This is a genomic window from Thermodesulfovibrionales bacterium (genome assembly GCA_035622735.1).
Classification (GTDB): domain Bacteria; phylum Nitrospirota; class Thermodesulfovibrionia; order Thermodesulfovibrionales; family UBA9159; genus DASPUT01.
On sequence record DASPUT010000052.1, the window covers coordinates 1 to 4,107 of the forward strand.

The 4,107-nt window shown below is 51.3% G+C and carries 9 protein-coding genes and 1 tRNA gene; all 10 read left to right on the forward strand.

Translation table 11 applies throughout. The annotated features are described in order from the left end of the window. Window positions 1-83 (forward strand): hypothetical protein (locus VEI96_02825; GenBank protein ID HXX56919.1); only part of this gene is annotated, 83 nt, incomplete at its 5' end. A gap of 82 nt (window positions 84-165) precedes the next feature. Beyond that, on the forward strand, window positions 166-318 hold the full coding sequence (gene rpmG, locus VEI96_02830; protein ID HXX56920.1) for a 50S ribosomal protein L33: 153 nt from the start codon (window positions 166-168) through the stop codon (window positions 316-318). Then, window positions 317-393, forward strand: a tRNA-Trp gene (locus tag VEI96_02835). The genes rpmG and VEI96_02835 overlap by 2 nt, the downstream gene beginning before the upstream one ends. A 145-nt stretch (window positions 394-538) precedes the next feature. Continuing rightward, window positions 539-724, forward strand: coding sequence for a preprotein translocase subunit SecE (gene secE / locus VEI96_02840; protein HXX56921.1), 186 nt, complete (start codon window positions 539-541; stop codon window positions 722-724). Between the two features lie 3 nt (window positions 725-727). After that, window positions 728-1,252 (forward strand): transcription termination/antitermination protein NusG, encoded by a 525-nt coding sequence (nusG, locus tag VEI96_02845; GenBank protein HXX56922.1) that lies wholly within the window; start codon window positions 728-730, stop codon window positions 1,250-1,252. Window positions 1,253-1,330: 78 nt separating this feature from the next. Continuing rightward, a complete protein-coding gene (gene rplK / locus VEI96_02850) occupies window positions 1,331-1,759 on the forward strand; it encodes a 50S ribosomal protein L11 (GenBank protein HXX56923.1) in 429 nt (142 codons plus the stop codon). A 38-nt stretch (window positions 1,760-1,797) separates the two neighbouring features. After that, window positions 1,798-2,487, forward strand: coding sequence for a 50S ribosomal protein L1 (gene rplA / locus VEI96_02855; protein HXX56924.1), 690 nt, complete (start codon window positions 1,798-1,800; stop codon window positions 2,485-2,487). Window positions 2,488-2,637: 150 nt separating this feature from the next. Beyond that, entirely contained in the window at window positions 2,638-3,210 is a 573-nt protein-coding gene (gene rplJ, locus VEI96_02860; protein ID HXX56925.1) for a 50S ribosomal protein L10, read from the forward strand. 60 nt (window positions 3,211-3,270) lie between these two features. Continuing rightward, a complete protein-coding gene (rplL, locus tag VEI96_02865) occupies window positions 3,271-3,657 on the forward strand; it encodes a 50S ribosomal protein L7/L12 (protein HXX56926.1) in 387 nt (128 codons plus the stop codon). Between the two features lie 108 nt (window positions 3,658-3,765). After that, window positions 3,766-4,107 (forward strand): hypothetical protein (locus tag VEI96_02870; protein ID HXX56927.1); only part of this gene is annotated, 342 nt, incomplete at its 3' end.

The following is a 4,107-nucleotide window of genomic DNA, read 5'->3' on the forward strand; positions in this document are numbered from 1 at the left end:
CGATGGAGAAGGAATTGCGGTTTGCGATCAGGGAAGGCGGAAGGACGGTGGGAGCCGGAGTCGTGACCGAGGTGCTGGAGTAACGAAAGAGGCAAAAACAAAGATGCAGGGCTATTGGGTGATTTCTGGAACTGTGTCTTACGACAGTAATGGAGAGATGCAACGATGAGAGATATCATACTGTTTCAGTGTACAGAGTGCAAAAATAGAAACTATTCAAGTATGAAGAACAAGAAGAATACTACGGACAAACTTCAACTGAAGAAGTATTGCAACAACTGCAGGCGACACACGGTACATAAGGAGACTAAGGCGTAGGCCAGTAGCTCTAACGGCTAGAGCATCGGACTCCAAATCCGAGGGCTGGGGGTTCAAATCCCTCCTGGCCTGCCATATTATTTGATGCGTGGATGTGACCCGTATAGAGATACGTCAAGGGAGAGTTCCCGGCGATGCGAATTATGGAAAAGGAGGAAGCAGCCCGACGAGCGCATGGTTTTGCGGAGAGGGATAAGAGCCTTCCGGGGTGCGAACGAAGATGATTGAAAAGATAAAAGAGTTCTTCGGGGATGTGAAGGTAGAGATAAGGAAGGTCGTTTATCCGACGAGAGAGGAACTCATCGGTTCCACGTGGGTCGTCATAACAACCGTCGTTGTCATCTCTGTCTTCCTGGGATTTGTCGATTCCGGTCTCTCGAAGATAGTGAAGATAGCGTTAAGGTAGGAAATGGGAAAGAACTGGTATGTAGTACATACGTATTCGGGCTATGAGGAGAAGGTAAAACTCAGCATAGAGGATAAGGTTGAGAAGAAAGACCTGAAGGAAAAGATAACAAGGATTCTCATTCCGACAGAGCGGGTCATAGAACTCAGGGGCGGCAAGAAGAGGGAGAGCGACAAGAAATTTTATCCCGGGTATGTCCTCGTCGAGATGGAACTCGATGACGAGACGTGGCATCTTGTGAGAAGTACCCCGAGGGTGACCGGCTTTGTGGGCGGAACGAAGCCTTTCCCCCTGCCTGATGAAGAAGTCGATATCGTGCTGCAACAGCTCGAGAAGGGGCCTGCTGCCCAGGTCAAGACCCAGTTCCAAAAGGGTGAGAGCGTCCGGATCATCGATGGTCCGTTCACCAATTTTGTCGGATTTATCGATGAAGTCGATATGGACCACGGACGGCTGAAGGTTATGGTCAGCATCTTTGGCAGGCAGACACCGGTTGAGCTTAACTTTTTCCAGGTCGAAAAGGCATAGAGGGAAAACGAGACGCGCAAATCAGGACGAAAGAATGCGGGTCTCTTCAGTTTGAATTTTCATTTGGAGGAGGATTAGATGGCAAAAAAGGAAATCACGGCACAGGTAAAACTGCAGATACCTGCTGGTAAGGCAAATCCTGCGCCCCCTGTCGGACCGGCACTGGGGCCGCACGGCGTTAACATAATGGAATTTTGCAAGGCATTTAATTCGCAGACCCAGGCTATGGGTGATACGATCATACCCGTTGTCCTGACGGTATACGCCGACAGGTCCTTCACTTTTATAACCAAGACCCCACCTGCTTCGGAACTCATTAAGAAGGCAGCAGGCGTTGTCAAGGGTTCCGGTACACCGAACAAGGAGAAGGTCGGAAAATTAACTGCCGAACAGGTGATGGAAATAGCGAAGACGAAACTACCTGATCTCAATGCATACTCTCTCGAAAAGGCGGCCGCGATTATCAGGGGCACCGCGAGGAGTATGGGGGTAGACGTCAGCGACTGACGGGAAAAATCCATGTATTCGAGTCTGGAGGTTAGCCGATGGGAAAGAAGATAGATGCTGCCGCTGCGAAAGTCGAAAGCGGCAAGGAATACCCTCTCGAGGAAGCGCTCAAACTGGTAAAAGATCTTACTTATGTAAAATTCGATGAGACGGTTGATATAGCACTGAATCTCGGGGTGGATCCGAAGAAATCCGATCAGATGGTAAGGGGGACCGTTGTGTTGCCGCATGGTACGGGTAAGACGGTCAAGGTTCTCGTTTTTACAAAAGGAGAGAAGGAAAAGGAAGCCCGTGACGCCGGAGCGGATATTGTCGGGGCGGAGGATCTCGTCGAAAAGATCCAGAAGGGATGGCTCGACTTTGATAGCGCGGTAGCGACCCCTGATATCATGGGTCTCGTGGGTAAACTCGGAAAAATCCTCGGTCCGAGGGGATTGATGCCGAACCCTAAGCTCGGGACGGTTACGTTTGATGTTGGGAAGGCGGTGAAGGAGATAAAGGCGGGGAAGGTCGAATATAAGGCTGAAAAGGGAGGGATCGTGCATGTCCCGATAGGAAAGGTTTCATTCAATGTGCCCTCTCTTTTCGAAAACGCAAAGGTCGTTATCGATTCGATCCTAAAGGCGAAGCCGGGAACGAGCAAGGGGAAATACCTGAAAAAGGTCACCCTGTCCTCGACCATGGGCCCAGGGATCAGGATCGATATCGGCAGGCTTACCGCAAAATAAAACGGTTGTCTTTAACGCGCGGACATTGTCCGCTCTATATAGTGTCAGATTGTCGGAGACAGTAGGTGGTCGGCGTAAATATCTCTCGCCTCAGGCGGAGAGATTGCCTACCGAGACAATGCGTGTCGGCATCTAAGGATAGTCATTCATGTGGCATATCCGGTCTCGATGACGAGGTCTCTGGGAAAGGAGGATGCTCTGAATAAGGAAGAAAAAGGAACGGCGATAGCGGAACTCAAGGGAAAGTTCTCAGAGGCAAAGGCGGTAATTTTCACAGATTATAAGGGCATGACCGTTGCCGAGTTGTCGGAGTTGCGACGGCTGCTCCGCAGCGGTGGTCTCGACTACCGGGTTGTAAAGAACACCTTGGCCCGTATAGCCTCGCAGGATACTCCCGTAGCCGTAGCAAAGGATGCGTTCAAGGGCCCGGTGGCGCTTGCCGTGGGCTATGACGATCCGGTAACGGCGGCGAAGAAGATTATCGAGTTTTCGAAGAAGAACGAAAAGCTCAAGCTGAAGGGCGGCGTGATCGAGGGGAAGTTTCTCGGAGCCCAAGAGGTGAGGGCTGTGGCGGATCTGCCGCCACGGGAAGTGCTCCTGTCAATGTTGGCGGGCGCGTTGCAGGCACCCATGAGCAAACTGGCGCGCGCGCTTTCCGCAACAGTGAGCAATCTCGGGTATGCGATGCATTCATTAAAAACAAAAAAAGAGAGCGGTCAATAAGTCCCTTCGGGAAAAGGGGATTATTCGCCCATTACTCAACAATAAGGAGGATCACAGATAATGGCGGTTACAAAGGAACAGGTTTTTGAGTTTATCGATTCCATGACGATACTCGACATGTCGCAGTTTATCAAAGAGTTTGAAGAGAGATACGGTGTTACCGCTGCAGCACCCATGGCTGTTGCCGCTGCTCCCGGCGCGGCTGCCGGCGCGGCTGCGCCTGCCGCTGAAGAGAAGACGAGTTTCGATGTCATCCTGGCGTCTGCCGGTGAGAAGAAGATCCAGGTTATCAAGGTCGTGAGGGAACTTACGGGGCTCGGACTCAAGGAGGCAAAGGATCTTGTCGATGGCGCTCCAAAGCCCGTGAAGACCGGGGTGACGAAAGAGGAAGCCGATAGCATCAAGGCGAAACTCGAGGAACAAGGAGCGAAGATCGAGATCAAGTAAGGGTAGGTGCTGCGAGGGTAAGTGAAGGAAATGAGCGGTGCAGGTTTTCCCGCCCGCTCATCCGCTCACGTGCTCTTTTGAACGCGTCAAGGGAAGAGAAGGAGAGATATGGCAACGGTTCGCAGAGAGAGATTAAATTTTGGCAAGGTTCCGCCTATCATGGAGGTCCCCAATCTCATCGAGATACAGAAAGATTCCTTCGAAAAGTTCCTCCAGAGGGATGTTTCGATGGACGGGAGAGAGGATGTCGGATTGCAATCAGCGTTGAAGAGCGTCTTCCCCATAATGGATTACAATGAAACGGCGTCCATCGAATTCCTGGGGTACCTTCTGAACGATCCGAAATTCAGTGTGAGGGATTGTTTACAGAAAGGCATTACCTACGCTGCTCCGCTCAAGATAAGGGTCAAACTCAACCTCTGGGAGGCCGAAGAAGGCGGGAAGAAAAGG

Bases quoted from the DNA above. Each gene is read 5' to 3' on its own strand.
- rpmG (HXX56920.1), top strand. From the start codon at position 166: ATGAGAGATATCATACTGTTTCAGTGTACAGAGTGCAAAAATAGAAAC.
- secE (HXX56921.1), top strand. From the start codon at position 539: ATGATTGAAAAGATAAAAGAGTTCTTCGGGGATGTGAAGGTAGAGATA.
- nusG (HXX56922.1), top strand. From the start codon at position 728: ATGGGAAAGAACTGGTATGTAGTACATACGTATTCGGGCTATGAGGAG.
- rplK (HXX56923.1), top strand. From the start codon at position 1,331: ATGGCAAAAAAGGAAATCACGGCACAGGTAAAACTGCAGATACCTGCT.
- rplA (HXX56924.1), top strand. From the start codon at position 1,798: ATGGGAAAGAAGATAGATGCTGCCGCTGCGAAAGTCGAAAGCGGCAAG.
- rplL (HXX56926.1), top strand. From the start codon at position 3,271: ATGGCGGTTACAAAGGAACAGGTTTTTGAGTTTATCGATTCCATGACG.